Raw genomic sequence first — 23,057 nt, 5'->3', positions numbered from 1 at the left:
GAAGCGGGCGCCGGTGTCAGCGGCCCGGCCAGGCCGATTCGGGAGAGGCCGGACGGGTCAGGCGAGCCGGCGGGGGGCGGCGGGGCGGGAGATCGAGCCGTCGGGTGAGAAGAAGTGCTCGTCCACGTGGTCCAGCGCCAGGCAGGCTGCGCCGAGTGCGACGCATTCCTCGCCGAGCGTCGAGGGCCTGATGTCGGGAACGCGCAGGCAGTGAGGTTCGAGCGCCCGGCGGAGCGCGGGCAGCAGGACGTCGGCCGAGCGGGAGAATCCGCCGCCCAGCACGACCAGCTCCGGGTCCAGGGTCAGGACCATGGCGGCGGTGCCGAGTGCGAGGTGGTGGGCGTAGGCGTCGACGGCCGCGAGCGCGCCGGGGTCGCCGGCGCGAGCGGCCGTGAAGACGCGCCCGGCGGCGTCCTCGGGCGTGCTGCCCTCGGCGGCGGGCGCGTCCTCCAGGTGAGAGGCCATGGTGCGCCAGCCGGTCATCTCCATGAGCCCGACCTCGCCGGTCGCGCCGCTGAAGCCGTGGTGCAGGCGGCCGTTGAGGATGAGCGCGGCGCCGGGCCGGCGTCCGGCGTGCAGGTAGACGAGGTCGCGGACGCCCGCCGCGACGCCCAGCCGCTGCTCGGCGAGGGCGGCGAGCTTGCTGTCGTTCTCGACGGTGGTCGGGCAGGACAGCCGCTGCGCGAGGTGACCGGCGAGGTCGACTCCCTCCCAGTCGGGCAGCGCCTTGACCCGGGCGACCATGCCTTCCCTGTTGACGACGCCGATGCTGCCGACGGCGACGCCCCACAGGTCGGAGGCGTCCAGGCCGGACGCGACGAGGGCGGCGTCCACGGCCCGCCACATGGCCTGCAGCCGTTCCCGCTGGGTGGTGTGCGCGTCCACGGCGACCCGGCCGCTGGACAGGGTGCGTCCGGCCAGGTCGGTGACCACGGCGAGGACCTTGTGGACCCCTATGTCGAGGCCGAGCACGCGACCGGCGTCGGCGCGGAAGCGGTACCGCTTCGCGGGCCGGCCCATGCCGCCGGAGGCGGGTTCGACCTCGGCGATCCAGCCGCGTTCGCACAGGTCGGTGATGACGTCGATGACGGAGTTGCGTGACAGCCCTGTCAGCGTGGCCAGCTCGGTGAGGGTCAGCGGGCCCGGCGCCTCGCGCAGGGCCCGGATGCTGTTCAGCGAGTTCAGCTGACGCAGCCGCTGAAGGTCCCCACCGCTGACCTGCACAGGCTCTCCTCCACATTGTTGCGGTTTCCGGATTATGTGAGCAAGGGCCGATCCTTTGCTAGCTGGATCATCCGACAGGGAAGGGCTTGACTGCAAGACCGAATCCGTGACTATCTATGGACTCCGCAATAAATCGGGGAGTCCGGCACATGAGCGTGACCTTAGCCATCGTCGGGGCAGGAGCCCGCGGCCAGATCTACGCCAGGGCGGCCGCCGCCGACGGCCGCGCCAGGATCGTCGCCGTGGCCGATCCCGACCCGGCCAGGCGGAACGCCCTGGCCGACGAGCACGGCCTGCCGGAGGACGCCCGCTTCGCGGGCTGGGCCGAGCTGGCCGCCGCGCCGAAGCGCGCCGACGCCGTGGTCATCGCCACGCAGGACCGCATGCACGCCGAGCCGGCCGTGGCCTTCGCCGAGCTGGGCTACGCCATCCTCCTGGAGAAGCCCATGGCGCCCACCGAACGGGAGGCCCGCCGGATCGTCGAGGCCGTCGAGCGCAGCGGCGTCGTCCTCGCCGTCTGCCACGTGCTTCGCTACACCGCCTACACCAGGGCGTTCAAGGAGCTCGTCGGCGGCGGGCGGCTGGGCACGATCTCCAGCGTCCAGCACCTGGAACCGGTCGGCTGGTGGCACATGGCCCACTCCTTCGTCCGCGGCTCCTGGCGCAACGCCGCCGGGTCGGGGCCGATGCTCCTGACCAAGTCCTGCCACGACCTCGACTGGTTGCTGCACCTCGTCCAGGACGAGCCCGTCAGCGTGGCCTCCTTCGGCTCGCTGACCCACTTCCGGCCGGAGAACCGGCCGCCGGGAGCGGGCGGGCGCTGCGTCGGCTGCGCCGTCGAGCCCACCTGCCCCTACTCCGCCCAGCGGCTCTACCTGGGCTGCCTCGGCGACCCGGACCGGGAGTTCTGGCCTCTCGGCCCTGTCACCTCCGACGCCACGGTGGCGGGCGTCATCCACGCCCTGGAGACCGGCCCGTACGGCCGCTGCGTCTACGACTGCGACAACGACGTGGTGGACCAGCAGGTCGTGATGCTGGAGTTCGCGCGGGGCACCACCGTGTCGTTCACGATGACCGCCTTCACCCCGCTGGAACACCGCAAGACCAGGGTCTTCGGCACGCACGGCTTCGCCGAGGGCGACGGCCGGACCATCAGGGTCGTCGACTTCACGACAGGCGCCGAGGAGAGCATCGACACCGGGACGATGGCGGGCGCCTCGCTCGCGGACGGTCACGGGGGCGGCGACGTGGGCCTCATCAGGGCCTTCATCGACGCCGTGGAGGCCGGAGACCAGGCGCCCCTCGGGGCCGGCGCGGCCGACGCGCTGGCCGGGCATCTCGTCGTCTGGGCCGCCGAGCGTGCCCGCGAGCGCCGGACGGTGGAGGCTCTGTGACGACGATCCCGGCACCCTCCCGCCTCGTCCCGGCCGGCGGCCACTTCGTCCTCACCGCGGCGACCCGGCTGACCGCCGACGCGCGGCTCGGCAGGGCCGCGGCGTGGCTGCGCGAGGCCCTCGGCCCCGCCACCGGCCTGCCGCTGCCCGAAGGCCCGGGCGGGATCGAGCTCCGGCTCGGCGAGGGACTCGGGCCCGAGGAGTACCGGCTCACGGTCACCACGGAGTCGGTGCTGATCGAGGCCGCCGCCCCGGCCGGTGCCTTCTACGGCGCCCAGACGCTGCGCCAGCTCCTCGATCCGGCCGCGTTCCGCGCCGGCCGTACGGGAGACAGGACCTGGAGCGTCCCGGCCGTCAGGATCGCCGACGCGCCCCGGTACGCCTGGCGGGGCTGCCTCATCGACGTGGCCCGCCACTTCCTGGCCAAGAACGACCTGCTGCGCTACATCGACCTGCTGGCCGCCCACAAGCTGAACGTCCTGCACCTGCACCTGACCGACGACCAGGGCTGGCGGCTGGAGATCAGGAAGTACCCGAAGCTGACCGAGGTCGGGGCGTGGCGGCGCGAGTCGCCCCGCGGCCACGTCCGGCACGGCCTGCTCGACGGCCGCCCGCACGGCGGCTTCTACAGCCAGGACGACATCAGGGAGATCGTCTCCTACGCGGCGGACCGGTTCGTCACGGTGGTCCCGGAGATCGACCTGCCCGGCCACACCCAGGCCGCCATCGCCGCCTACCCGGAGCTGGGCAACCTCGGCACGCCGCTGGACGTACGCACCGAATGGGGTGTCGGCGAGAACGTGATCAACGTCTCCGACGAGACCATCGCCTTCTTCCTCGACGTGCTCGAGGAGGTGCTGGAGCTCTTCCCCGGCGAGTACGTCTGCGTCGGCGGCGACGAGGTGCCCAAGACCCAGTGGAACGACAGCCTGCCCGCCAAGGAACGCATGCGGGAGCTCGGCCTGCGCGACGCCGAGGAGCTGCAGAGCTGGCTCATGCGGCACTTCACCGACTACCTGCTGGCCCGGGGCCGCAAGCCGCTCGGCTGGGACGAGCTCCTGGAGGGCGGCCTGCCCGCGGGAGTCACCGTGGCCGCCTGGCGCGGTGACAGGTGCGCGGCGCTGGCCGCGCGGGCCGGCCACGACGTGGTCGTCTCGCCGTTCGCCGAGACCTATCTGGACTTCCGGCAGGCCGACGGCGACCAGGAGCCCGTGCCGATCGGCAGCGTGACCTCGCTCGGCGCGGTGCACGCCTTCGACCCGGTCCCCGCCGGCCTCACCGAGAACGAGCGGGGCAGGATCCTGGGCGCCCAGGCGGCGCTGTGGACCGAGCACATCGACTCGCCACGGCTGCTCGACTACATGGCCTTCCCGCGCCTGGCCGCCTTCGCCGAGGCCGTCTGGAGCGGCAGGCGCGACTTCGAGGACTTCCTCACCAGGCTCGCCACCCACGAGAAGCGGCTCGACGCCCTCGGGGTGGAGTACCGCCCGGCCGGCGGCCCGCATCCGTGGCAGCGACGCCCCGACGCCCCCGGCCACCCCGTCAGCAGAGCCGCGATCGACGACAAGCTCGCCGCCTGGACCGCCAACCTGCGGCCCTGAGACACCCCCTGGAGGACCCCATGCGTTTCCGCCTGCCCCTGGCCGGGCTGCTCGGCCTCACCGTTCTCGCCGCCGGATGCGGCTCGTCCGGCGGGTCCGCCGCCGGCGGCGAGGTCACCATCAGCTACGCCATCTGGGACAAGAACGACCAGCCCAGCTCCGAGAAGATCATCGCCGCCTTCCAGCAGGCGAACCCGAAGGTCAAGGTGAAGCTGGAGATCACCCCGTGGGAGCAGTACTGGACCAAGCTCCAGACCGCCGCCTCCGGTGGCGCCACCCCCGACGTCTTCTGGATGAACAGCCTCAACGTCCGCATGTACGCCAAGGGCGGCATCATCGCCCCGGTCGAGGAGTCCAAGGCCACCGGGCTGCCCGGCGCGGTCGTCGACGGCTACCGCTACGACGGCAAGCTGTACGCCCTGCCCCACCACGTGAGCATCCCGGCGCTCTGGTACAACAAGCAGCTCTTCGAGGAGGCCGGCGTGGAGCCGCCGACCGCGGACTGGACCTGGGACGACGTCAAGGCCGCCGCCAAGAAGCTGACCGACCCGGGCAAGCAGCAGTTCGGCATCCTGGCGCCGATGCTCAACCAGGTCGGCTACTACAACACGATGCTCCAGGCCGGCGGCCAGGTGATCTCGCCTGATGGGAAGCAGAGCGGCTTCGGCGACCCCGCCTCCGTCCAGGGCCTGGAGTTCTGGACCGGCCTGATCGAGGAGAAGAGCGCGCCCGCCGCGGAGGTCTACGGCGACACCGACCCCATCCAGCTCTTCCAGTCCGGCAAGTACGGCATGTTCTACGGCGGCATCTGGTTCGCCTCCACCTACTGGGCCGATCCCCAGTTCCGCGAGCGGATCGACGTCGCCCCGCTGCCCAAGGGGCCCGCGAAGGAGGCCGTCATCCTGCTCGGCCTGGCCAACGCCGTCTCGGCCAAGACCGCGCACCCGAAGGAGGCGGCGGCGTTCGCCGAGTTCATCGCGTCCGAGCAGGCCCAGAAGATCATCAGCGACAGCGCCGGCGGCGCCCTCTCGCTGCGCCCGGGCACCCAGGACGGCTGGTTCAAGGCGTTCCCCTCCTTCCACCTGAAGGAGACCTACGACGCCTCGATGCCGCACGGCGTGCCGTACCCGGTGTCGCTGAACACCGCGCAGTGGCAGGAGGCGGAGACCAGGCTGCTCGCCGACGCCTGGGCGGGCAAGCGGCCGGTGGCCGACGCCGCCAAGGAGATCGCGGTGCAGATGAACGAGATCCTCGCCAAGGAGTAACGGATGCTCTCCAAGCGCGAGTGGGCGTGGGGTTACCTCCTCATCGCCCCGATGGCGCTGGGCCTGGCCGTCTTCTACCTGTGGCCCATCTTCCAGACCCTGTACCTCAGCTTCACCGAGTCGGGCGTCTTCGGCGGATACACCTGGGTGGGCACGGCCAACTACGCCGACCTGCTCGGCGACGAGGACATGGCCGGCGCGCTCGGCAACACCCTGCTCTACGCCGTCCTCGTGCTGGCGGGCGTGCCGCTGTCGATCGTCGTCGCGGCCCTGCTGAACGTGCCGGGGCTGCGCGGCCTGAGCGTCTACCGGACGCTCTACTTCCTGCCGGTCGTCACCATGCCCGCCGCCGTCGGCCTGACCTGGAGGTACCTGTTCAACGGGGACTTCGGGGCGATCAACCACCTGCTGGGCCTGGTGGGGATCGACGGGCCGTACTGGATGGGCGATCCCGACGTCGCCATCTACGCGATCGCGATCGTCGGCGTCTGGAGCTCGATCGGCTACAACGCGGTGCTGTTCCTGGCGGGGCTGCAGGGCATCCCGCGGCACTACTACGAGGCGGCCTCGATCGACGGCGCGGGACGGCTGCGGCAGTTCTTCCGCATCACGCTCCCGCTGCTCACGCCGACGACGTTCTTCGTCGTCGTGATCACGATGATCAACGCGTTGCAGGTCTTCGACCTGGTCTACCTCATGATCGACACGACGAGCCCCGCGCTGAGGGGCAGCCGCACGATCGTCTACTTCTTCTTCGAGAAGGCGTTCGTGCACAACCAGCGAGGACTGGCCGCGGCGATCGCCGTGCTGCTGCTGGGGCTGATCCTCGTGCTGACCGCCATCCAGTTCAGGCTGCAGAAGAAGTGGGTGCACTATGAGTAGGCCCAGGACGTGGCCCGCCCACGTGGTGCTGGCCGGGGGCGCGCTGGTGATGGTCGCGCCCTTCGCCTGGCAGCTCGTGGTGTCGTTGCAGACGCTGCCCGAGTCGCTGCGGGTGCCGCCGAAGTTCACGCCCTCGTGGCAGTGGTCGAACTTCCCCGAGATCTTCCAGACGGTCCCGCTGGGCAGGCAGTTCCTCAACACGGTCGTGGTGACCGCGGCCGTCACCGCCGGGCAGCTGCTGCTGTGCTCGCTGGCCGCCTTCGCCTTCGCCCGGCTGCGCTTTCCCGGCAGGGGCGCCATCTTCATGCTGTTCCTGGCCGTGCTCATGGTGCCGGGAGAGCTCTTCCTCATCCCGCGCTACGAGATCATGGTGGGTCTCGGCTGGCTGAACACGCTGCAGGCGCTCATCGCGCCGGGCGTCTTCGGGGCGTTCGGCACGTTCCTGCTCCGGCAGTTCTTCCTGACCCTGCCCAGGGAGCTGGACGAGGCCGCGCAGTTGGAAGGGGCCAACCCGCTGCAGATCTACTGGCACATCATGCTGCCGCTGGTGCGGCCGGGGCTGCTCGCGCTGGGCATGCTGACCGTCATGTGGTCGTGGAGCAGCCTGCTGTGGCCGCTGGTGGTCAACACCGACCCCGAGATGATGACCCTCTCGGCGGGGCTCGCCTCGCTCCGAGGGCAGTTCCAGACCAACTTCCCGATGTTGTTCGCCGGCTCGGTCGTGGCCACGCTCCCCGTGATCGTGCTCTTCGTGATCATGCAGAAGCAGCTCATCGCCGGCATCGCCTTCACCGGCTCCAAGGGCTGAGCCCGCGACGGCCCGGCCTCGCGGTGCGGGGCTACGCGTCTCCCGGACGATCCAGCTCGGGACGGAGCTCGGCCGCCGGGAGGCTCCCGGCGGCCGAAGGGCCCGGCTCGTCGCCTTGATGGCGAGATCCCAAGGCAGGTCCGCCTTGGTGAGCTGCCGTTTCCACCCTTTGCGCTCGGTGAGCGCGGTCACGCCGTACGTTCCTACCGCGCCGAGCAGGACACCGATGAGTGCGGGGAGTTGGTCCAGGCACCTGGTGACACGACAAGGCCCGGAACCGTACCAGGTCCCGGGCCTTGGTCGGGTACGCGTCAGATCAGACGTCGTAGTAGAGCTCGAACTCGTGCGGGTGCGGGCGCAGCCGGATCGGGTCGACCTCGTTCTCCCGCTTGTACGAGACCCACGTCTCGATCAGGTCGGGCGTGAACACGCCACCCTCGAGCAGGTAGTCGTGGTCGGCCTCCAGCGCGGCGAGCACGTCGGTGAGCGAGCCGGGCACCTGCGGGATGTTGCGGGCCTCCTCCGGCGGCAGCTCGTAGAGGTCCTTGTCGACCGGCTCCGGCGGCTCGATCTTGTTGCGGATGCCGTCGATGCCCGCCATCAGCATCGCGGAGAACGCGAAGTACGGGTTGCACGACGGGTCCGGCACGCGGAACTCGATGCGCTTGGCCTTCGGGTTGGAGCCCGTGATCGGGATGCGTACGCAGGCCGAGCGGTTGCGCTGCGAGTAGACCAGGTTGACCGGCGCCTCGTAGCCCGGGACCAGGCGGTGGTAGGAGTTGACCGTCGGGTTGGTGAAGGCCAGCAGCGACGGCGCGTGCTTGAGCAGGCCGCCGATGTAGTAGCGGGCGGTGTCGGACAGGCCCGCGTAGCCGACCTCGTCGTAGAAGAGCGGCGAGCCGTCCTTCCACAGCGACTGGTGGCAGTGCATGCCGGAGCCGTTGTCACCGAAGATCGGCTTGGGCATGAACGTGACCGTGTGGCCGTACTCCAGGGCCGTGCTCTTGATCACGTACTTGTAGAGCATGAGGTTGTCGGCGGTCTTGAGCAGCGTGCCGAACTTGAAGTCGATCTCCGCCTGACCGGCGGTGCCGACCTCGTGGTGCTGCATCTCGACCTCGATGCCGGCCTCGATGAGGTTGCGCACCATCTCCGAGCGCAGGTCGGTGAAGTGGTCCATCGGCGGGACGGGGAAGTAGCCGCCCTTGTAGCGCGGCTTGTAGCCCAGGTTGCCGCCCTCGGTCGCCTTGCCGGTGTTCCAGGCGCCCTCGATGGAGTCGATGTAGTAGTAGCCGGCGTTCTGCTTCGTCTCGAAGCGGACATCGTCGAAGATGTAGAACTCGGCCTCGGGGCCGAAGTACACCGTGTCGGCGATGCCCGTGCCCTTGAGGTACTCCTCCGCCTTGCGCGCGACGTTGCGCGGGTCGCGGCTGTAGGCCTCGCCGGTCAGCGGGTCGTGCACGAAGAAGTTCAGGTTCAGCGTCTTGTGCTGGCGGAACGGGTCGACCACGGCACTGGACGGGTCGGGCAGCAGGAGCATGTCGGACTCGTGGATCTGCTGGAAACCACGGATCGACGAGCCGTCGAACATGAGTCCGTCGGTGAAGACGCTCGCGCCGAAGTTCTCTGCCGGGAAGGTGAAATGGTGCGTCGTCCCCGGCAGGTCGGTGAACCTGACATCGACGAACTGCACCCCTTCGTCGCTGATGAACTTCAGGACGTCGTCGGCGGAGTTGAACACTCTCGAACCTCCCTGGGGACTGGCCATCATTGCGACGCTAGGGCGCGGCCGTTTCCGTATGGTGTCTCGATTGTTTCGCACGTGTTACGCAGGGTCAGGGTCCGGCAAAGGCGGTTCACGTGCCCGTGGAGGCCTGGCAGTTGTACTTGGGCTGAGGTCCGTCCAGTTCGTACGGGTCCACGGGATCGCCGACCGGACTCTTCGTGCTGGGGGTGGAGTCGTCGTAGGAGGGGTGGATGAAGCCGCCGTCCATGTCGCAGCGGGCAGGCGTCGCGTATCCGCCCGACTGCCGCACCCAGACGACGAGCTCACCTGCCTCGCGGTACACCAGGAAGGTCCCGCGCTTTCGCGTGAGGAGCCGGATCGTCGTGTCCGGCTGCCCCGGCCGCCGGACGGCGTGCACGATGATGTAGTCGGCCTCCAGCTTGGCGCCCTCGCGCCCGTCCAGCTCGAACGACGTCAGCTTCGTCCTGCCGCGCACCTTGATCACGTCGCCGACCTGCTCGGCGGTCCCGGGCGCGAAGCTCGTCACCCACCAGCGGGTGTCCCCAGGACCCTCGCGGTCGAGGTGCTCGCGGAACCAGGGCCGCTCCTTGGGGGGGAGCAGCTTCATGAACGCCTTCGGCTCGCCGCCCATGAGCGTCTCGCGGTCGAGGTGGGCCGCGGCCAGCAGGTCACGGGTCCGCGCGATCCCCTCGGCCACGTCCTCTTTTGACAGCCCGCCGATCGCCTTGGCCTCCGGCATGACGAAACCGGCGGCGCCCTCCGCCCAGCTCTCCGCCTCGGAGCCGGCGAACGGCCCCCCGGAAGTGTCCTCGGGGCCCGTATCGGCGCCGGTCTGCGACGGCAGGGGAGCCGCCGCCACCGGCATCGTCTCCTCGGGCACCGGGCCCGCGGGCGCGAGCAGGTCGGGCCGGAGCGAGACCACGGCGCCCGCCGCCGCGAGCACCGCCGCCATCCCGGCCACCGCCAGCCAGCCCCGCCGCATCCTGCGCCGGGGTGGAGGCGCCTCCCACCCGGGCTCCCAGGCGGCCTCACGGCGGGCTTCCCTGCGTAACCGTTCGAGCTCGTCGCCCCGGGCCCGCCGCGACTCCTTGGCCCCCTTCTTCGCCGCCGCGCGCATCTTGCGCTGCTGCTCGGCGTCTATCTGCGCGACCAGCTCGTTGAACCGCTGGTCAAGGTCATCCCCGTGTGGCATGGCGTACATGATGGCCGGTCCGTGACGCGGTTGGGTCACAATCCGGACCGGCCCACCGGGCGGCTACCGTGGAGGTATGAGCAGCAACGAGCCTCGGTGGACGCAGACCTGGCTGGGCGGGGTCAGGGCCGCCGGCGTCGATCTCGGATTCCCAGGTCAGCGCCTGGGCCTGCCCGAGGAGGGCAGCGGGTCGATCGCCGGCTGGGGGCGCCGGATCGGCGCGCTCGTCATCGACTGGATGATCTGCACCTGGGTGGTCGTGCAGCTGCTGCTCCGGATGAACCCCGCCGAGTCGCCGTGGGCGCCCGTGCTGGTCTTCGCGCTGCAGTACCTGGTGCTGGTCGGGTGGATGGGCCAGACGTTCGGGCACCGGCTGATGGGCGTCAGGGTCGCCGCGATGGACGGGGGCGACCCGCGGCTGCTGCCCGTCGTGGTGCGTACGGCGCTGCTCGCGCTGGTCGTGCCGGCGGTGATCTGGGACCGCGACCACCGCGGGATCCACGACCGCGCGTCCAACACGATGGTCGTGCGCATGTAGCGGGAGCCCTGGCGAAAAAAACCGTACCGGGTATAAATTTGTACCCGGTGTGGTTTATGCTGTCCGCATGATGATGGCGGGACTCAGGGAGCGCAAGAAGGAGGAGACCCGGCGGCGGATCTCCGAGGCGGCGCTGCGGCTGTTCGACGAGCGCGGGTACGACGCGGTGACGGTCAACGAGGTCGCCGAGGCGGCCGGGGTCGCCAAGGTCACCCTGTTCAACTACTTCCCGAGCAAGGACTGCCTGGTCCTCGACGCGGTCAGGGAGGACACGGCCGCGATCGTGGCGGCGCGGCCCGCCGGGCAGTCGCCGCTCGGCGCCCTGCGCGCGCACTACCGCGGCATGGCCGGGCTGGGCACCGGCGAGGTGGACGTCGAGCCGCTGCTGACCACGATCCGGGTGATCTCCGCCAGCCCCGCCCTGCTGGCCGGCGTCTACCAGACGAACATGGCCCAGCGCTACGAGCTGGCCACCGCGCTCGCCGAGGCGGGGGCCGGGCGTGCGGCGACGCTCCTGGCCGGGCAGGTCACGGCCGCCGTCACCACGTTGCAGGAGGCGTTCTTCCACCGGCTCTCCACGGGGGTGCCGCTGGAGGAGGCGGGGCGGCTCCTGGAGGAGGAGGTCGAGCTGGCGTTCGACCTCCTGGAACGCGGCTTCTCATCCATCGAGGGAGATGAATCTTGAAGAAGGGCATCAACTACGACACCGGGTTCCTGCCGGGTGACGGGATCTCGCGCCGGGCGTTCGACCCCGGCACCGTCGCCCGCGAGATGCGGGTCATCGCCGAGGAGCTGCACTGCCAGGTCGTCCGCGTCTCCGGGCGCGACCCCGGGCGGCTGGGCGTGGCCGCCGGGCAGGCCGCCGCGGCGGGGCTGGAGGTCTGGTTCGCGCCGTTCCCGGTCGACGTCCCGGAGGAGCGGATCCTGGAGCTGTACGCCGACTGCGCCGGGCGGGCCGAGACCCTGCGCGAGGGCGGCGCCGAGGTCGTGTTCGTCGCGGGCTGCGAGACCAGCGCCTTCTGCCCCGGCTACATCCCCGGCGACGCCTACGCGGACCGCCTGACGTGGATGGCGACCGCCGGCATGGAGGAGTGGACCGCGCTGGGCGCCGGCATGGAGCGGTTCAACGCCTTCCTCGCCGAGGCCGCGCGGACCGTCAGGTCCCGCTTCGGCGGCCGGGTCACCTACGCCGCCGGGCCGTGGGAGTTCATCGACTGGAGCCCGTTCGACCTGGTCGGCGCGGACGCGTACCGCGCGGCCTACAACCGGGACACCTTCGCCGACGAGCTGCGCGCCCATTTCAAGCACGGCAAGCCGGTCGCCGTCACCGAGTTCGGCACCTGCGCCTACCGGGGCGCGGGGGAGCTGGGCGGCATGGCCTGGTCGGTGCCCGAGGGCGCGGTGCGCGACGAGGGGGAGCAGGTCCGCTACTTCACCGAACTGCTCGACCTCTTCGAGCGGGAAGGCGTCGAGACCGCGCTCTGGTTCACCTTCGCCGGATACACCCGCCTCGGCGAGGACGACCTCGGCTCGTACGGCGTGGTCAGGATGCTGGACGAGACGCGCTGGCAGCCCAAGGAGCTGTTCCACGCCATGGCCGCTAGGTACTCGCGCAGCTGAAGATGGCCGTGCCGGGCAGGTGACGGCCGCGCAGCGGGCTCCAGCCGCCCCACACCCGCTCGTGCCCCTCGGGCCACTCCGGCTCCAGCAGCCCGGTGATCGTCAGGCCGGAGGCCGCCAGCAGGTTCACCCAGTCGGCCATCGTCCGGTGGTGCTCGACGTAGGTGAGCACGCCGCGCTCGTCCCGCTCCTCGTACGGCCCGCGGTCGAAGTACGACCGGTCGGACGTCAGCCCCCGCGGCCCCGGATCGTCGGGGAAGGCCCACCGGATCGGATGGCTCACCGAGAACACGAACAGCCCGCCCGGCCGCAGCACCCTGCGCACCTCGCAGAAGACCGCCGCGGGATCGGCCACGAACGGCAGCGCCCCGTACGCGGAGCAGGCCACGTCGAAGGCGCCGCCGGCGAACGGCAGCACCTCCGCGTCGGCCTGCACCACCGGGACCCGCACCCCCGTGTCCAGGTCGAGGCGCTGGGAGTGGCGGAGCTGGCGGTGCGAGATGTCGAACGCCGCCACCCGCGCGCCCTGCCCGGCCAGCCACCGGGCGCACTGGGCGGCGCCGCAGCCGATCTCCAGCACCCGCCGCCCGCGCACCTCGCCGAGCAGGCGCGCCTCGGCCTCGTCGAGGCCCTCGGGGCCCCACACGAACCCGTCGTCACGCAGGAACGAGCCGTGCTCGACCTGGTAGTCGTCGGCGTTGCCGTCCCACCAGCCGCGGTTGGCCCGCGACGAAGCAGACAGCACTAGCGCATCTTGGGGCCGCGCGGCATGCGGGCGCCCTTGGGCATCGGGCCCTTCGGCATCGGCATGTTGCGCGGCAGCGAGCGCAGGCGGTCCTTCACCTCGTTCACCGACGGCTTCTTCAGGTTGCGCGGCAGCTTCATCAGGTGCCGCTGCAGCTTGCCGAGCGGCACCTGCCCCTCGCCGTCACCGCACTGGATGTCGTAGATCTCGACGCCCAGCACCACCCGCGAGATGCGCTGCTTCTCGGCCTTGAGCATCTTCGCCACCCGGTTGCCCGGCCCCTCGGACACCAGCACCACGCCCGGGTAGCCGACCACCAGGTGCACGATGTCCTGGTCGCGGTTGACCGCGATGGCCGGGGTGACCTGCCAGTTGCCGCGCATGCCCTGGAGCACGGCCGCCGCGGCGCCGGTCTGGCCGTGCAGGATCGAGTACTGCGCCCTCTGGGCGAGCTGGCCGAACACCACGAGGCCGACGGTGAGCGCGGCCAGGATGCCGATGAACACCGAATACCACACGTAGCCCGTGACCAGACCGATCACGACGACCACAGCCAGCGTGCCCACCGCCGAGAGGAAGACGATCGGCATTCCCTTGGGATTGGCCTGCTTGATGATCTGCGCGATCATGCGGAGCTGCTTGATGCGCCCCGGCTTCTCTGCGTCCTCGGACTTTGCCATGCTCAGAAGGATACAAACCAACTGGTGCGGGAGGGAAAACGCGCCCCCGCCCGTTCTCCGGCTGTGACTAGATCTTCACCGTAGCCGACAGCCGGACGTCGGCCGAGCTGCGGCCCACCTCCACCGTGTGCTCGCCCGCGACCGTACGCCAGCCGTCCTCCCACACCTGGAAGGCCCGCTCGGGCAGGAACAGCGTCGTGACCACCGTCTGCCCCGGCTCCGCCTCCACCATGTCGAAGGCGGCCAGCCTCCTGCGCGGCCCCGCGTACACCTGCACGACCTCCCGGCCCGGGCGCGTGCCGGTGTTCGTGACCGCCACGGTCACGGTCGTGCCCTCGGCCGCGATCGAGTCGTACGACCAGGTCGTGTACCCCAGGCCGTGCCCGAACCAGAACGCCGGCGCCCGCTCGGCGCGCCGCCACGCCGGATATCCGGCGAACACGCCCTCGTCGTAGAACACCTTCCCGTCCACCGGCGTCACCGCCCCCACCGGCGCGTCCGCCAGCCGCTCCGGCCACGTCGTGGGCAGCCGCCCGCCCGGCTCGGTGTCCCCGAACAGCACCTCGGCCAGCGCCGCCCCCGCCTCCTGCCCGGGGAACCAGGTCAGCAGCACCGCCGCCACCTCCCGCAGCCACGGCATCTCCACCGGCGAGCCCGCGTTCACCACGACGACCGTACGCGGGTTCGCGGCGGCGACCGCGCTGATCAGCTCGTCCTGGCGGCCGGGCAGCCGCAGGTCCGCCCGGTCGAACCCCTCGCTCTCCACCTCCGGTGTCGTCCCTGCCACCACCACCGCCACGTCGCACTCCCGCGCCAACCGCACGGCCTCGGCGATGAGCTCGCCGGCGTCGCCGGGCGCCGGCTCCGCGTGGCCGAGCGTGAACGACACGATCGCCGTGCCGCCGAACCTGCCCGGCGGGTGCGCCAGACCCAGCTCGTACGTCTCGCCCGCCACCATCGGCACCCCGATCCGCTTCTCGGGCGGCGACAGGAACGCGACGGCCGGGTCGCCGGCGTCCAGGCCGATGCTCTCGTCGAGCACGGCCTCGCCGTTCACGGTCAGCGTGAACGCGCCCACCCCGGCCACCGACAGCTCGTGCACGCCGCTCTCCCGAGCCGTGTACGCGGCCCGCAGCCGGACCGTCCTGAGCCTGGCGGCGTCCACGCCGGGCGGCAACTGGCCGAGCCAGCGCGCCTCGCCGGTGGCCAGCGGCTCCTCGCGCAGCACCGCGCCCGACTCGCCGAGGAACTGCGCCGTGACGGGGCCGGGGAGCGGGGAGAGCCGGATGCGGGGGTCGGCGCCGAGGGCGTACCGGACGTCGGTGCGCTCGGACAGGCCCTGGAGCGGGGAGACGATCCGGTCGGGGAAGACCTGGGCGCTGCCGCCGCCCATCACCCGCGCCTCGCGGGCCGCCGCCCCGAGGACGGCCAGCGTCGGGGTGCCCTGGAGGGGCAGGACGCCGTCGTTGGTGAGCAGGGTGCAGGCCCGCGCGGCGAGCTCCCGCACGAGCGCCACCCCGTCGATGCCCTCAGGAGCGGCGGCGCGTTCCGTGCCGGTGGGGTGGAGGGCGCCGACGCGTTCGGCCAGGCGCAGGATGCGGCGGACGCGGTCGTCCACGGCCGATTCCGGCACGCGCCCCTCCCGCACCGCCGCCTCCAGCCGGGCGCCCCACGGCCCGTACGGCCCCGGCATGGCCACGTCGGTGCCACCGAGCGCGGCGGCCTCGGTCGAACGCACCGCCGTCCAGTCCGACACCACGAACCCGTCGAACCCCCACTCGCCCTTGAGCACCCCGTGCACCAGCTCGGCGTGCTCGGTCATGGTGGTCCCGTTCACCGAGTTGTAGGCCGTCATCACTCCCCAGGCCCCCGCCCGCACCACCCGCTCGAACGGCCGCAGGTACAGCTCGCGCAGCGCCTGCTCCCCGACCACCACGTCCACGGTGAACCGGTCGGTCTCGAAGTCGTTGGCGACGAAGTGCTTGGGCGTGGTCGCGACCCCGCCCTCCTGCACACCCTCCACGTACGCCGCGCCGATCTCACCCGTCAGGTACGCGTCCTCGGAGAAGCACTCGAAGTGCCGCCCGCCCAGCGGGGAGCGGTGCAGGTTGAGCGTGGGCGCGAGCAGCACGTGCACCCCCTTGCGCCGCGCCTCCTGCGCCAGGAGCCTGCCGGCCCGCCTGACCAGCTCCACGTCCCAGGTCGCCGCCAGCGCCGTCGGGCTGGGCAGGGCGATCGAGGGGTCGGCGGCGCTCCACTGCTCACCGCGTACGCCGATGGGCCCGTCGCTCATCACGAGCCGGTCGAGCCCGATCTCGGGCAGCGGCGGCAGCGACCACATGTCGGCGCCCGTCAGCAGGCGGATCTTGGCGGGCAGGTCGAGACGGGAGATGAGTTCATCCAGGTCCACGAGCACAGTGTTCACCAGAAAACCGAGCACCCGATAGGTTTGTGACCTTTGCGTAACGCAAAGCCCCGGGCCGCCGATACGAGGACCGGCAGCCCGGGGGCGTCACCGCATACAGATTGGCAGCGTCAGGCCGTGACGAAGAACTCCAGCAGCTCGGGCACCAGCGCCTCCGGCGCCACGTTGTGCGCCTGGTCCTCCAGCACCCGCCGCACCGCCCCCGGCACGGCCGCCGCCACCGCCACCCCCGCGTTCGCCATCCACGCCGCGCTGTCGGCCCCGTTGAGCACCAGCGTCGGCTGCGCGATGCGGGCCAGCCGCGCCGCGGGCAGCGCGTTCCCGGGGCCGAGCACGGCCGCCTCGTAGGCCAGCGTGTGCGCCACTGCCTCCATCTCCGCCCACGCGGGGTGCGCCCGCATCCCGGCGACGGCCTCCCGCGGCATCTCGGCCGCCTCGACCATGAACCGCTCCACCGCCTCACCCCGCTGCCCCATCGCCACCAGGTCGGCGAGCTGCCCGGCGAAGTCGAGGGGGAGAGCGGGCGCGCCGTCGTCCACGTGGTACGGCGGCTCCCACACGGCCAGCTTGCTGATCGACGGGTTCACCGCCGCCGCCTCCAGCGCCAGCGCCGCGCCCGACGAGCCGCCGAACACCATGGCCGCCCCGCCCGCCGCCCCGGCGACGGCGGCCAGATCCTCGATCTCCCGCTCCACCGCGTACGGCTGGGTGTCACCGCTGCCGCCGCGCCCGCGGCGGTCGTAGTTGTAGACCGTGAACCACCGCGCCAGTCCTTCGGCGATGGCGGTCATCAGCGGATGCCGCCGATCCGAGAACGCGCCCTGGACCAGGACGACCGCCGGGCCCTCACCGAGCCGGTCGTAGGCGATGAGGGTCCCGTCGGCCGACTTCACCGAGCCGGACATGACCGCGTCCTGATTCACTCCGTCGGCGGCACCAGGCACAGCACCTCCCAGTGGTGTCCGTCGAGGTCGGCGAAGCCGCGCTGGTAGCGGGGGCCGCCCTGCAGCGGGACACCCGCCGGGGTGGCGCCGGCGGCCAGGGCCTTGTCCACCAACGCGTCGACCGCGGCCGGGTTCTCCACGCCGAGGCACAGGATCGCCTCGGTGCTCTTTGCGGAGTCGGCGATCTCCTTGGTGATGAACGAGCCGAACACCGGCTCCTCCAGCAGCATCACCTGCGTCTGCTCGCTGATGATGACCGACGCCATGCCCTGGGCCATGCCGAACAGGTTGAAGCCGAGGTCGGTGAAGAACTTCGACGACCTGTCCAGGTCCTTGACCGCCATGTTGACGAAGAGCTGCATCTCCGGATCCCTTCTCGCTTGCGTGTGCCCTCAGTCTGCTCGGCGAGGGACCCGCCGGTCTTGGATCTGGGCGCCAGGGAGATTGACGATCAGCGCACGGTGTGGGCGCGGCGGTACTCGGCGGGCGGCATCCCGTACGCCTGCCGGAACAATCTGGAGAAATGCGCCGCGTCGGGCAGCCCCCACCGGGCGCCGACCGCGCTGACGGACCGGCCGCCGCCCGAGATCAGGTCCGCGCGGCAACGTTCGAGGCGGCGCTGCCGGATCCAGGCGGCCACCGTCGTGTTCTCCGACTCGAAGAGCCGGTGCAGGTACCGCACGGAGATGTGGTGCGCGGCCGCGACGGTCGCCGGATCGAGGTCGATCTCGCCCAGCCGCTGCTCGATGAACGCGTGCACCTCCATCAGTAACGTACGCTGCCGGGCGTCGGCGGGCAGCGACCGCGCCAGGTCCAGGCGTTCGGCCACGGCGGCGCTGACCAGGTCCGTCACCACGCCCGACAGCCGGGCCGCGCTGCCCGGCCGGTAGGTCTCGTGATCCAGCGCCACCCGCCGCAGCAGCGGCACGGCCAGGGCGGCGGCCCCCGACTCCGCCCCGATGGGCAGCGCGGCCAGCTCCGCCACCGCGTCGACGGGCACGGCGAGCTGCTCGCGCGGGAAGCTGAACACCACCAGCCGCACCGCCGAGTCGTAGGCCAGCTCGTACGGCCGCGAGAAGTCGTAGATCGCGAACTCGCCGCGGCTGAGCTGCGTGTTCCGGCCGTCCTGGGACAGGCGCGGGCTGCCCGCCAGCGTGAGCACCACGCGGTACAGCTCGGGGTTGTCGCGGTGGATCATGCCCGGCGTGCGGTGGATGCTGTGCGGCGTGGACGTCTTGATCCGGCCGACGCCGACGGCGCCGAGCTTGCCGAACTCGATCTCGCCGCGCAGCGGGGCGTCGGGATCGATGCGCAGGTCGAGCGGGCCCAGCGTGTCGCAGACGATGCCGCGCCACGCATCGTGGCGGCGCGCCGCGGGCAGGTCACTGGTGCGGATCAGCACGGCCATGTGAGTCGCCCCTCCGTCGGGTGCGCTGCCATGCTAGCCCGTCCGCGATCGTCCGGGCGGAACGCCGCATTACCGGACATGAAGCAGCCCCGGGAGGAGCTCCCGGGGCTGCTTCATGTCTGGAATCAGGCGGTCTGGCGGGCCTCGATGGCCTGCTTGTAGAGCCGGCCCGCCCGGTACGACGAGCGCACCAGCGGCCCGGACAGCACCCCGGCGAACCCGATCGCCTCGGCCTCGGCCTGCAGCTCCACGAACTCCTCCGGCTTGACCCACCGCTCCACCGGGTGGTGGCGCGGCGTCGGCCGCAGGTACTGCGTGATCGTGAGCAGGTCGGTGCCCGCCGCGTGCAGGTCGCGCATGGCCTCCACGATCTCCTCGCGCGTCTCGCCCATGCCCAGGATCAGGTTGGACTTGGTCACCAGCCCGGCCTCGCGGGCCGTCGTGATCACGCCGAGCGAGCGCTCGTAGCGGAAGGCGGGACGGATGCGCTTGAAGATCCGCGGCACCGTCTCGACGTTGTGCGCGAACACCTCGGGCTTGCTGGAGAAGACCTCCTCCAGCTGCTCGCGGTTGCCGTTGAAGTCGGGCACCAGCAGCTCGACGCCGCAGTCGGGCAGCAGCGCGTGGATCTGGCGCGCGGTCTCGGCGTAGAGCCAGGCACCGCCGTCGGGCAGGTCGTCGCGGGCCACGCCGGTCACGGTCGCGTACTTCAGGCCCATCTGCTGGACGGACTCGGCCACCCTGCGCGGCTCGTCGCGGTCGTATTCCTTCGGCTTGCCCGTGTCGATCTGGCAGAAGTCGCAGCGCCGGGTGCACTGGTCGCCGCCGATGAGGAAGGTCGCCTCGCGATCCTCCCAGCACTCGTAGATATTCGGACAGCCCGCCTCTTCACAGACCGTGTGCAGGCCCTCCCGGCGCACGAGCGATTTCAGCTCGGTGTATTCGGGGCCCGTCCTCAGCTTGGTCTTGATCCACGGGGGCTTGCGCTCGATAGGGGTTTCGGCGTTACGCACCTCCAGGCGGAGGAGCTTTCGGCCTTCAGGAGCAACGGTCACCTTCTCAGCTTACGTCCGCCGCGGCAGCGACCTCGTCGAGGGTCAGGAGATGAGCCCGAAGCCGCGGATCGCGCGGGCGTAGTGGGCGGCCAGCTCCTCGTCGATCCGGTCGGACTGGTGGGTGCCGAGCAGCTCGGAGTGCGGCGCCGAGGGCCACACGCCGTCGGCGGTGAGCTGGAACTTGGTCAGCACCGTGCGCCGGATCGCCGAGACGCTCTCGCCGCGCAGCGCCGCCGCCTGCATCGGCGCCAGGTAGCCGCCGCGCGCCTCCAGCGCGTCCAGCTCGGCCAGCTCCGCCTCGGTGGCCGCACGCAGCGCCAGGGCCCGCTGCCTGGCCTGGACGCGGCTCTCGCCGGCCCGGGACAGGCGGGCCAGCGCGTACCGCACGAGCAGCACCGGGCCGCCGAGCACCCGGCCGACCAGGCGGCCGAGGATGCCTGTCACGTCGTACGCGGGGTGCATCGCCTCCAGCGCCATCGGCGTCGAAGCCGCGATCTTGTCCTCCGCCTCCGACCTGGCCTTCAACGGCCCAGAGCCGGTGCCCACCAGGGCGTCCCGCCAGGCGTCCAGCGTGGCCAGCGCCTCGCTCACCACCCGCTCGTCGCCGGTGGGCAGCCGCGCGTACGCCCTGGCCAGCAGGGCCACCCGCTGCTTGGGCGGCAGCGCCAGCCACAGGGGCAGGCCGAGCATCAGGACGGGGGTGCGCGCCAGCCCGACGCGGTCGTACCCGGTGCGCGTGGCCAGGTCGCGCACCGCCACCTTGGCGGGTCGCTTGACCCCCACCTGGTCGGCCACCCGGTCCGCCACCCCGTACAGCTCCGCGGCCGAGGCGCGGTCGAGCACCTCGGCGTCGGCGGGCAGGCGGCCCAGGCGCGGCCGCAGCGCCCAGCCCACCGCCAGGCTCACGCCACCGAAGATCCACGACAGGACCGATCCCGGCTCACGCAGGATGATCCACCCGCCCAGCACCACGAACGCCACCGTCAGCAGGTGCACCACGAGCGCGAGCACCAGAGCGCAAAGACGCGTCACACAGGCGATGGTAAGCCGGAAAAGCGCGCCTACCAGATGCCGATTCGGTCAACGACCGGGTATCGCTCCGTCAGCGCCGGAGGAGGTCCTCCTCGTGCAGGTCGAACGGCTCCTTGCCGAGCGCCTCCGCCAGCCGCTTCTCCGCGATCGGCATGACCTCCTCGACCACGATGCGCCGGCCCGTCTCGGCCGACAGGGAGGTGACGCCCACGTCGGGGATGCCGCACGGCGTGATGCGGTTGTACCAGCGGGGGTCGTTGGCGCAGTTGAGCGCGAAGCCGTGCATGGTCACGCCGCGCGCCAGCCGCAGGCCGACCGCGCCGAGCTGGCGGTCGGGCAGGCCGAGGGCCGGGTCGCCGAGCGCCCAGACCCCCGCCCTGCCGGCCACCCGCCTGGCCGTGACCCCGAAGTCGGCGCACACCTGGATCATCGCGTCCTCCAGGCGGCAGGCGAACGCCACCACGTCGGTGATCGCCACGATCGGATAGGCCACCAGCTGCCCGGGCCCGTGCCAGGTCAGCCGCCCGCCGCGATCGACGTCGACGACGGGGGTGCCGTCGGAGGGGCGCTCGTGCGGGGCGGTGCGCTTGCCCGCCGTGTAGACGGGCGCGTGCTCAAGGATCAGGACGGTGTCGGTGAGCTCTCCGGCGACCCGCTTGCCGTGCACCCAGCGCTGCAACGACCAGGCCTGCTCGTAGGGGACGTCGACACCGAGTCGGACGATGGCGAGTGCGTGGGGATCGTCCCCGGGGATGGGGCGCATGAGCCTATTGTGCCGTTCCCTCACCCTTGAAGGGTAATCAGGGGGTCAGCAAACGCGGCTCGATCCTGAACTCCTTTACCTTTCCCGCACCGTCGGTCTCCACCTTGTACGCGTACGAGCCCGGCTCCGTGCTCACGGCCTGGATGAACTCCGTGCCCACGTAGTGCAGGCCGACGTTCTCGTCGGCGGCGTACCCGGCGGGCAGCTCGCCCTCCGCCACCGACCGCTGCAGCAGCGGGCGGCGCTGCGGCTCGGCGTTGTAGTGCACCCCGCACGAGTACGGCAGCAGCGCCATCCCCTCGGACCACACCCGCAGGTCGGGGCCGAAGGAGTCGGTGTTGCCGCCGACGTGCCAGCACAGCGCGCCCGCGCTCTGCCCCGACAGCACCACCCCGGCCCGCCACGCCTCCTCGAACGCCTCGTCGAGCCCGTGCAGCCGCCACAACGCCATCAGGTTCGCCACGCTGCCACCGCTGACATAGATCATGTCCTGCTCCAGGATCCACGCCCGCGGATCCGGCACGTTCGGCATCGGGAACACCGTCAGATGGCTCACCTCGACGTCCCAGCTCGCGAAGGCGCCGTACATCTTCAGCACCCAGTCGGCCGAGTCGCCCATCGCCGTGGCCACCAGGCCGAGCTTCGGACGGTCCTGGCCGGTCAGGTCGAGGCCGTAACGCAGCAGGGCACTGGCCTCGATCTGGCCGTGGCGCCTGCTGGGGCGGAACGACCCGCCCCCGACGGCGAGGATGTGCGACTGTCCTGACCGGGTCATGTCAGATTTCTCCCAAGTGCTAGAAGGATGGATCGGCAACCTACAGTACGGCGCGTAGCGCCTCGTCGAGACGCGTATGCGCGAAGCGATAGCCGCCGGCCGTCAGCTTGGCCGGCTCCAGCCTATGGCTGACCAGCAACCCCTCGCGGGCGAACTCGCCCAGCCCCGCTGCCAGCGCGAACGCCGGAACAGGGATCGGCATCGTGCCCCGGCGCAGGGCCTTGCCGAGGGTCCTGGTGAATTCGGCGTTCGTGACGGGCGACGGCGCCGTGAAGTTCACCGGCCCGTCGAGGTCCCGGGTCCTGAGGACGTGCAGCGCCGCCCCCACCCAGTCGTCCACGCTGATCCACGACCAGTACTGCCTGCCCGTGCCGAGCGGCGCGCCCAGCCCCATCCTGAAGATCGGCAGGATCCGCCCGAGCGCCCCGCCGTGCTTGCTCAGCACCAGCGACGAGCGCGCCAGCACCGTCCTGATCCCCGACTCGCCGGCCCGCCGCGCCTCGGCCTCCCACCGCTCGCACAGGTCCGACAGGAACCCGCGGCCCTTGCCCTGCTCCTCGTCGATCACCAGGTCGCCGGTGTCGCCGTAGAAGTCCATGCCGGAGGCCGACAGCAGCACCTCGGGCGGCGATGACAGCTCGCGCAGCGCGTCCACCAGCACCCGCGTGCCCTGGGTGCGGCTGGTGACCAGCTCGCGCTTGTACGCGGGCGTCCACCGCCTGCCGCCGATCGACGCGCCCGCCAGATGCACGACGGCCTCGGCGCCTTCGAGGGCGGCCAGGTCCACGACCTGCTCCACGGGGTCCCAGAACGCCTCGTCGTCCCTCTGCGGCCGCCTCCGCACCAGGCGGACCACCTCACGCCCCTCGGCCCGCAGCGCCCCGGCCAGCGCCGTCCCGAGCAGCCCCGACGCGCCCGTCACGATGATCGCCATGCATCCCACACTACGCCGGGCCCCC

22 protein-coding genes are annotated in these 23,057 nt (G+C 71.5%); 8 read left to right on the top strand and 14 right to left on the bottom strand.

The genetic code is table 11. The features are described from left to right. Window positions 1-57 precede the first annotated feature (57 nt). Window positions 58-1,224: an ROK family transcriptional regulator gene (locus tag HD593_RS38945; protein WP_185107003.1), complete on the bottom strand. Its 1,167-nt coding sequence runs from the start codon at window positions 1,222-1,224 to the stop codon at window positions 58-60. A 149-nt stretch (window positions 1,225-1,373) separates the two neighbouring features. On the opposite strand from HD593_RS38945, the gene HD593_RS38940 reads away from it, so the two are divergent. Genes HD593_RS38940 through HD593_RS38920 form a run of 5 tightly spaced genes read left to right on the top strand, consistent with a single transcriptional unit; the run spans window position 1,374 to window position 7,174 of the window. Continuing rightward, on the top strand, window positions 1,374-2,618 hold the full coding sequence (locus HD593_RS38940; RefSeq protein WP_185107001.1) for a Gfo/Idh/MocA family protein: 1,245 nt from the start codon (window positions 1,374-1,376) through the stop codon (window positions 2,616-2,618). Further along, window positions 2,615-4,219 (top strand): beta-N-acetylhexosaminidase, encoded by a 1,605-nt coding sequence (locus tag HD593_RS38935; RefSeq protein WP_185106999.1) that lies wholly within the window; start codon window positions 2,615-2,617, stop codon window positions 4,217-4,219. The genes HD593_RS38940 and HD593_RS38935 overlap by 4 nt, the downstream gene beginning before the upstream one ends. A gap of 20 nt (window positions 4,220-4,239) precedes the next feature. Further along, complete coding sequence (locus tag HD593_RS38930; protein WP_185106997.1) at window positions 4,240-5,484, top strand: ABC transporter substrate-binding protein; 1,245 nt, start codon at window positions 4,240-4,242, stop codon at window positions 5,482-5,484. 3 nt (window positions 5,485-5,487) lie between these two features. Further along, complete coding sequence (locus tag HD593_RS38925) at window positions 5,488-6,366, top strand: carbohydrate ABC transporter permease (protein ID WP_185106996.1); 879 nt, start codon at window positions 5,488-5,490, stop codon at window positions 6,364-6,366. Continuing rightward, entirely contained in the window at window positions 6,359-7,174 is an 816-nt protein-coding gene (locus HD593_RS38920) for a carbohydrate ABC transporter permease (protein WP_185106994.1), read from the top strand. The genes HD593_RS38925 and HD593_RS38920 overlap by 8 nt, the downstream gene beginning before the upstream one ends. Window positions 7,175-7,490: 316 nt before the next feature. Here HD593_RS38920 and glnA read toward each other — a convergent pair whose 3' ends face one another. Together glnA and HD593_RS38910 are read right to left on the bottom strand one after the other, a co-directional pair. Then, window positions 7,491-8,915, bottom strand: a complete 1,425-nt coding sequence (gene glnA / locus HD593_RS38915; protein WP_185106992.1) for a type I glutamate--ammonia ligase — start codon at window positions 8,913-8,915, stop codon at window positions 7,491-7,493. Between the two features lie 115 nt (window positions 8,916-9,030). Continuing rightward, window positions 9,031-10,113, bottom strand: coding sequence for a hypothetical protein (locus HD593_RS38910; protein WP_185106990.1), 1,083 nt, complete (start codon window positions 10,111-10,113; stop codon window positions 9,031-9,033). Between the two features lie 76 nt (window positions 10,114-10,189). Here HD593_RS38910 and HD593_RS38905 point away from each other — a divergent pair, with 76 nt between their 5' ends. The 3 genes from HD593_RS38905 to HD593_RS38895 all read left to right on the top strand — a co-directional run bounded on the left by HD593_RS38905 (window position 10,190) and on the right by HD593_RS38895 (window position 12,271). Then, window positions 10,190-10,651: an RDD family protein gene (locus tag HD593_RS38905; protein WP_185106988.1), complete on the top strand. Its 462-nt coding sequence runs from the start codon at window positions 10,190-10,192 to the stop codon at window positions 10,649-10,651. 67 nt (window positions 10,652-10,718) lie between these two features. Next, a complete protein-coding gene (locus tag HD593_RS38900; protein WP_246546944.1) occupies window positions 10,719-11,336 on the top strand; it encodes a TetR/AcrR family transcriptional regulator in 618 nt (205 codons plus the stop codon). Further along, complete coding sequence (locus HD593_RS38895) at window positions 11,333-12,271, top strand: hypothetical protein (protein WP_221525191.1); 939 nt, start codon at window positions 11,333-11,335, stop codon at window positions 12,269-12,271. Before HD593_RS38900 ends, HD593_RS38895 begins: the two co-directional genes overlap by 4 nt. On the opposite strand, the gene HD593_RS38890 is transcribed toward HD593_RS38895, so the two are convergent. From HD593_RS38890 to HD593_RS38840, 11 genes are all read right to left on the bottom strand, one after another. Then, on the bottom strand, window positions 12,252-13,016 hold the full coding sequence (locus tag HD593_RS38890) for a class I SAM-dependent methyltransferase (RefSeq protein ID WP_185106986.1): 765 nt from the start codon (window positions 13,014-13,016) through the stop codon (window positions 12,252-12,254). The genes HD593_RS38895 and HD593_RS38890 overlap by 20 nt on opposite strands. Then, the gene (locus HD593_RS38885) at window positions 13,016-13,696 is read right to left on the bottom strand and encodes a DUF4191 domain-containing protein (protein ID WP_185106984.1); all 681 of its coding nucleotides are present in this window, start codon (window positions 13,694-13,696) and stop codon (window positions 13,016-13,018) included. Before HD593_RS38885 ends, HD593_RS38890 begins: the two co-directional genes overlap by 1 nt. Before the next feature lie 67 nt (window positions 13,697-13,763). Next, on the bottom strand, window positions 13,764-16,106 hold the full coding sequence (locus HD593_RS38880; protein WP_312904017.1) for a beta-glucosidase family protein: 2,343 nt from the start codon (window positions 16,104-16,106) through the stop codon (window positions 13,764-13,766). Window positions 16,107-16,231: 125 nt separating this feature from the next. Continuing rightward, window positions 16,232-17,026 (bottom strand): alpha/beta fold hydrolase, encoded by a 795-nt coding sequence (locus tag HD593_RS38875; RefSeq protein WP_185106982.1) that lies wholly within the window; start codon window positions 17,024-17,026, stop codon window positions 16,232-16,234. A gap of 14 nt (window positions 17,027-17,040) precedes the next feature. Next, entirely contained in the window at window positions 17,041-17,427 is a 387-nt protein-coding gene (locus HD593_RS38870; protein ID WP_185106980.1) for a VOC family protein, read from the bottom strand. An 89-nt stretch (window positions 17,428-17,516) separates the two neighbouring features. Next, window positions 17,517-18,473 carry an AraC-like ligand-binding domain-containing protein gene (locus HD593_RS38865; RefSeq protein ID WP_185106979.1) on the bottom strand — a complete coding sequence of 319 codons (957 nt, stop codon included), beginning with the start codon at window positions 18,471-18,473 and terminating at the stop codon, window positions 17,517-17,519. Between the two features lie 125 nt (window positions 18,474-18,598). After that, window positions 18,599-19,528, bottom strand: coding sequence for a lipoyl synthase (lipA, locus tag HD593_RS38860; protein WP_185106977.1), 930 nt, complete (start codon window positions 19,526-19,528; stop codon window positions 18,599-18,601). A gap of 42 nt (window positions 19,529-19,570) precedes the next feature. Continuing rightward, a complete protein-coding gene (locus HD593_RS38855) occupies window positions 19,571-20,560 on the bottom strand; it encodes a M48 family metallopeptidase (RefSeq protein WP_185106975.1) in 990 nt (329 codons plus the stop codon). Window positions 20,561-20,630: 70 nt separating this feature from the next. Next, entirely contained in the window at window positions 20,631-21,323 is a 693-nt protein-coding gene (lipB, locus tag HD593_RS38850) for a lipoyl(octanoyl) transferase LipB (protein ID WP_185106974.1), read from the bottom strand. Window positions 21,324-21,360: 37 nt separating this feature from the next. Further along, window positions 21,361-22,098, bottom strand: a complete 738-nt coding sequence (locus HD593_RS38845; RefSeq protein ID WP_185106972.1) for a Type 1 glutamine amidotransferase-like domain-containing protein — start codon at window positions 22,096-22,098, stop codon at window positions 21,361-21,363. A 40-nt stretch (window positions 22,099-22,138) separates the two neighbouring features. Continuing rightward, window positions 22,139-23,032 (bottom strand): TIGR01777 family oxidoreductase, encoded by an 894-nt coding sequence (locus HD593_RS38840; RefSeq protein WP_185106970.1) that lies wholly within the window; start codon window positions 23,030-23,032, stop codon window positions 22,139-22,141. Window positions 23,033-23,057: the final 25 nt, after the last annotated feature.

This window comes from Nonomuraea rubra (genome assembly GCF_014207985.1).
Lineage (GTDB): Bacteria > Actinomycetota > Actinomycetes > Streptosporangiales > Streptosporangiaceae > Nonomuraea > Nonomuraea rubra.
This window is presented reverse-complemented; position numbering and strand designations above follow the sequence as displayed.

Excerpts from the sequence above, each read along its gene's own strand:
- HD593_RS38900 (WP_246546944.1), top strand. The coding sequence starts at position 10,719 with ATGATGATGGCGGGACTCAGGGAGCGCAAGAAGGAGGAGACCCGGCGG.
- HD593_RS38925 (WP_185106996.1), top strand. The coding sequence starts at position 5,488 with ATGCTCTCCAAGCGCGAGTGGGCGTGGGGTTACCTCCTCATCGCCCCG.
- HD593_RS38910 (WP_185106990.1), bottom strand. The coding sequence starts at position 10,113 with ATGCCACACGGGGATGACCTTGACCAGCGGTTCAACGAGCTGGTCGCG.
- HD593_RS38840 (WP_185106970.1), bottom strand. The coding sequence starts at position 23,032 with ATGGCGATCATCGTGACGGGCGCGTCGGGGCTGCTCGGGACGGCGCTG.
- HD593_RS38885 (WP_185106984.1), bottom strand. The coding sequence starts at position 13,696 with ATGGCAAAGTCCGAGGACGCAGAGAAGCCGGGGCGCATCAAGCAGCTC.
- HD593_RS38930 (WP_185106997.1), top strand. The coding sequence starts at position 4,240 with ATGCGTTTCCGCCTGCCCCTGGCCGGGCTGCTCGGCCTCACCGTTCTC.
- HD593_RS38845 (WP_185106972.1), bottom strand. The coding sequence starts at position 22,098 with ATGACCCGGTCAGGACAGTCGCACATCCTCGCCGTCGGGGGCGGGTCG.
- HD593_RS38905 (WP_185106988.1), top strand. The coding sequence starts at position 10,190 with ATGAGCAGCAACGAGCCTCGGTGGACGCAGACCTGGCTGGGCGGGGTC.
- HD593_RS38865 (WP_185106979.1), bottom strand. The coding sequence starts at position 18,473 with ATGGCCGTGCTGATCCGCACCAGTGACCTGCCCGCGGCGCGCCGCCAC.
- HD593_RS38875 (WP_185106982.1), bottom strand. The coding sequence starts at position 17,026 with ATGTCCGGCTCGGTGAAGTCGGCCGACGGGACCCTCATCGCCTACGAC.
- HD593_RS38870 (WP_185106980.1), bottom strand. The coding sequence starts at position 17,427 with ATGCAGCTCTTCGTCAACATGGCGGTCAAGGACCTGGACAGGTCGTCG.
- HD593_RS38940 (WP_185107001.1), top strand. The coding sequence starts at position 1,374 with ATGAGCGTGACCTTAGCCATCGTCGGGGCAGGAGCCCGCGGCCAGATC.
- lipB (WP_185106974.1), bottom strand. The coding sequence starts at position 21,323 with ATGCGCCCCATCCCCGGGGACGATCCCCACGCACTCGCCATCGTCCGA.
- HD593_RS38920 (WP_185106994.1), top strand. The coding sequence starts at position 6,359 with ATGAGTAGGCCCAGGACGTGGCCCGCCCACGTGGTGCTGGCCGGGGGC.